Origin of the sequence: Streptomyces sp. SID14478 (assembly GCF_010548525.1) — a bacterium.
Classification (GTDB): Bacteria; Actinomycetota; Actinomycetes; order Streptomycetales; family Streptomycetaceae; genus Streptomyces.
The window spans coordinates 1-4,044 of sequence record NZ_JAAGMG010000848.1 but is presented as its reverse complement, the minus strand read 5'-3'; the positions used below and the strand labels follow the sequence as shown (position 1 = coordinate 4,044).

At 70.8% G+C, this 4,044-nt stretch carries 4 protein-coding genes and 1 pseudogene; 1 reads left to right on the top strand and 4 read right to left on the bottom strand.

What is annotated here, in order from left to right:
- The 4 genes and pseudogenes from G3I40_RS27950 to G3I40_RS27935 form a co-directional block, all read right to left on the bottom strand.
- Positions 1 to 1,382 (bottom strand): annotated as a pseudogene (locus tag G3I40_RS27950) (ATP-binding protein); the annotation flags it as partial.
- Positions 1,383 to 1,638: 256 nt separating this feature from the next.
- Entirely contained in the window at positions 1,639 to 1,962 is a 324-nt protein-coding gene (locus G3I40_RS27945) for an STAS domain-containing protein (RefSeq protein ID WP_164305133.1), read from the bottom strand.
- Between the two features lie 162 nt (positions 1,963 to 2,124).
- The gene (locus tag G3I40_RS27940; protein WP_164305131.1) at positions 2,125 to 2,976 is read right to left on the bottom strand and encodes a 3-hydroxyacyl-CoA dehydrogenase family protein; all 852 of its coding nucleotides are present in this window, start codon (positions 2,974 to 2,976) and stop codon (positions 2,125 to 2,127) included.
- A gap of 205 nt (positions 2,977 to 3,181) precedes the next feature.
- Entirely contained in the window at positions 3,182 to 3,820 is a 639-nt protein-coding gene (locus G3I40_RS27935; RefSeq protein ID WP_164305129.1) for a TetR/AcrR family transcriptional regulator, read from the bottom strand.
- An 81-nt stretch (positions 3,821 to 3,901) separates the two neighbouring features.
- Between G3I40_RS27935 and G3I40_RS47385 the strand changes: the two genes are divergently transcribed.
- On the top strand, positions 3,902 to 4,044 hold a 143-nt coding region (locus tag G3I40_RS47385; RefSeq protein WP_343245035.1), incomplete at its 3' end, for an ATP-binding cassette domain-containing protein.

The window sequence follows — 4,044 nt, the reverse complement described above, 5'->3', positions numbered from 1 at the left end:
GCGTCGGACTCTGCGGCGACCCGCTCGGGCCCGACCGACGGGTGCCCGGCCCACCAGGCGTAGTGCCGGCCGGCGGTGCGGGCGTGCTCCACGATGTCGTCGCCGTGGCCCGCGGCCACCAGCTGGGTCTGGACGCCGGACGCGAGGCGGTAGCGGCTGCCGACCGGGGTGACGAGTGCGCAGGAGACGAGCTCGGCGAGGGCCGCGTCGGCGTGCGTGTCTCCGACGAGGGCCGGCAGATGCGCCTGGTGCGGGATCTCGCCGCCGAGCGCGACGGCGAACCGCAGGGTGGCGCGCGCGGACTCGCTCAGCCCGGAGGCGAGCAGCGCGACGGGCGCGGCTCCGTCGGCGAGCGAGGGCAGCGGGACGTCGTAGTCGCCGACGGCGTCGAAGGGTGCGTCGATGACCGCCGCCGAGGCCTCCGGGCCCACGTCATGGCCGTACGCGTCGAAGGCGCTGGGGTCGGCGCGGAGCAGGTCGCGCCGGCGCAGCAGCGCACCGGCCTGGGCGAAGCGCAGCGGCAGCCCCTCCGACTCGAACCACAGGTCGCCGGCCCACTGCGCCTCGTCGTCGGTGAGGACCCGGCCGACGGCGCGCTCCAGCAGCTCCAGGCTGCCGCCGCGGCCGAGCCCGGCGAGGAAGACCTCTTCCACGTGGGAGTCGGCGGACGGGGCCGCGATCTCGGGCGTCGCGGACAGCAGGAAGGCGCACTCGGGCGTCGCTTCCAGGAGTTCGTCGAGCGCGGCGCCGCCGAACTCCAGGTCGTCGAGGACCACCACGGCGCCGATGTCGTGGACGAGTTCGAGCAGCAGGGCGCGGTCGGGGCGGTGCAGCGGTGCGTGGTAGACGGTGCCGAACAGGTCGTACAGGACGTCGCTCGCCGAGCGCCGGTGGCCGGACAGCCGGATGACGCCGTCGGGCGCGATGTCCAGGCAGTCCTCGGCGATCTGGTCGAGCAGCGCGGTGCGCCCGGACCCGGACGGTCCGGTGAGCCGCACGGAGCGGCCGCGCGCGAGGAGTCGTACGAGCCGCTCGCGCTCCTCCTGGCGCTCCAGGAGAGGCAGTCGGGGCAGCGCGGGGCCGGGCGGCATGGGCGGGCGCGTGGCGCGCGCGAGCTCGGCCCGCTCCGTGGCGTCGTACTTGACGGGCCTGCCGGGGCGCTCGCCCGGCGGGCAGGGCTCTATCTCGCTGCCGTCGACGGGATTGACGGTCAGCAGGTAGTCGCCGGAGACGAGCTGCACGGTGCGTGCGAGCGCGGGTGCCGGCTGGCCGAAGTCGGGCGTGAGCGGATCGCGCGGCTGGCGCTGGCGGCCACCGCTGTCGCGCACGTCATCGCGCGGTTCCTGGCTGAAATCTTCCGGTCCCCGGTGCATCGGGTCCATGGTCAAAGCCCCCCAAAAGCGTGGTGTGCCGCTTGCCCCTCCCGGCCTGTGCACACTGCGCTGTCGCTTCTGGTCCGGTGCCCGCGAGGCGGGTACGTCTTACCGCGGGCGACCGAACCCTAGACCTTGGCCCAGTATCGCCGAACACGCGGGGCCCCGCGCCGTCCGAAGCGTCACAGTCTCGTGAGGATTGTGCGCACTTCCCACCGGAATGAACGATTCATTCCCCCGGCCTGGTTCGTCCGGAGCCGGAACGTCAGACCCGCGGCAGCGACTCGACGCCGATGCCGCCCTCGATGGCCAGAATCCGGTGCAGCCGGGTCGCGACGAGCAGGCGCTGCATCTGGGGCGGCACCCCGCGCAGGACGAGGCGCCGGCCGCAGCGGCCGGCGCGCCGGTGGGCGCCCATGATGACGCCGAGGCCGGTCGCGTCCCAGGAGTCCAGTTCGGACAGGTCGAGCACCAGGTCACCGATGCCGTCGTCGACGGCGGTGTGCAGGACCGTACGGGCGTCCGCCGCGCTGCGGACGTCGAGGCGGCCCCCGACGACCAGCTCGACGTGGTCGCCCCTGATGTGCATATGCGCTCCCCGTGATACGAGAGATATCCGTGTGATCCGTGTGATGACTGATCTGGGTATGTCACTGCAACTGACTGGCTGGAGCACCCATAAGTTGCCGTCTGTAAGCGAACCGATACCGAATTCACCCCGAGGGGTGACATCGCGTCAGCCGCACCCGCGTCAGCCGTGCTTGTAGAAGCCCTGCCCGCTCTTGCGCCCGATGTCACCGGCGTCAACCATCCGGCGCATCAGTTCGGGGGGCGCGAACTTCTCGTCCTGGGACTCGGTGTAGATGTTGCCGGTCGCGTGCAGCAGGATGTCGACGCCCGTGAGGTCGGCGGTGGCCAGCGGGCCCATGGCGTGCCCGAAGCCCAGCTTGCAGGCGGTGTCGATGTCCTCGGCGGTGGCGACGCCCGACTCGTACAGCTTCGCGGCCTCGACGACGAGGGCGGAGATCAGACGGGTCGTCACGAACCCGGCCACGTCGCGGTTGACGACGATGCAGGTCTTGCCGACGGACTCGGCGAACTCCCGTGCGGTGGCGAGGGTTTCGTCGCTCGTCTTGTAGCCGCGCACCAGTTCGCACAGTTGCATCATCGGCACGGGTGAGAAGAAGTGCGTGCCCACGACGCGCTCGGGGCGCTCGGTGACCGCCGCGATCTTGGTGATCGGGATGGCGGAGGTGTTGGACGCCAGCACCGCGTCGTCCCGCACGATCTTGTCGAGCGCGCGGAAGATCTCGTGCTTGACCTCGAGCTTCTCAAAGACGGCCTCGACGACGAGGTCGGCGTCGGCGACGGCGTCCAGATCGGTGGTCGTCGTGATGCGGGACAGCGCGGCCTCGGCGTCCTCGGCGGCGAGTTTGCCCTTGCTCACGAACTTGTCGTAGGACGCCTTGATGCCGCCGGTGCCGCGGGCGAGGGCTTCGTCGGTGACGTCGCGCAGGACGACGTCCCAGCCCGCCTGGGCGGAGACCTGAGCGATGCCCGATCCCATGAGACCGGCTCCGATGACGGCGAGCTTCCGTGCCACGTGCGACTCCCCTAACCGCGTACCCGCATACCGCTTGACCACTGTTGACGTTGCTCTTTTGCGGACCCTAGCGTCAGTGAGGGGCCGTGTGACCGCTAAGAGATGCGCGTCACGCCCGCCCGTCACCCGACCACCACCGCCTCGACGTGGCCCTTCGTGCCGAAGCGCCCTGTCCGAATGACGGACATCACACCTCAACGGCCCATCAGGCGTCGCGCACGGCGTAGTTGAGCACCTTTTCGCTCAGGAGGCCCTCGATGTCGTCGAGCACGCCGAGCATGTCCCGGGAGACGCCGGCCGGTGTGCCGCCCGCGAGCATGCGGCGCCCGATGCCCGCCATGACGGTCTGGTGGACCCAGCCGATCTGACCGGCGATCAGGTCCGGCAGCGGATCGTCGGCGCCGGCGCCGGTCTCCTCCCGCAGCGTCCCGGTGAGGTGGTCGTGGACCTCCTGCTGGATCGCCCACAGCCGCGAACGCAGCGACGGCGCGGCGTGCACGACGCGCATGAAGTCGCTGTACCCGTCCATCAGTCCGACGCGCGGCGACACCGCCTCGACCTCGTCGCGCAGCTCCCGCAGGACCGCGGCCGCCGCGGACTCCCCCGGCTCCCGGCCGCGCACCCAGCGCGACATCCGGTCGACGACGCCCCGGGAGCGGTCGAGGAACAGGTCCTCCTTGGCCGGGAAGTAGTTGTAGACGGTGTTCACGGACACGTCGGCGGCGTCCGCGACCTCCGCGACCGTCACCGCGTCGAAGCCCCGTTCCAGGAACAGCCCGGTCGCGACGTCCGAGATGTACTGCCTGGTCTGGCGCTTCTTGCGCTCCCTGAGTCCCTCAGCCATGCCCCGATGCTAGCCATTCGCTGGCCTTCCTGAAATTTTGGGGAGATTGCAAAATTTAAGTGACTCTGTTTTTCTTGCCCCATGGCAGTCATCAGCACGTCCGGCCTGGCCCGGACCTTTTCGACCAGGCAGGGGCCGGTCGAGGCCGTCCGCGGCATCGACCTGCGCGTCGGACCCGGCGAGATCCTCGGCTTCCTCGGCCCGAACGGCGCGGGCAAGACCAC

Bases quoted from the DNA above. Each gene is read 5' to 3' on its own strand.
- G3I40_RS27945 (WP_164305133.1), bottom strand. From the start codon at position 1,962: ATGCACATCAGGGGCGACCACGTCGAGCTGGTCGTCGGGGGCCGCCTC.
- G3I40_RS27935 (WP_164305129.1), bottom strand. From the start codon at position 3,820: ATGGCTGAGGGACTCAGGGAGCGCAAGAAGCGCCAGACCAGGCAGTAC.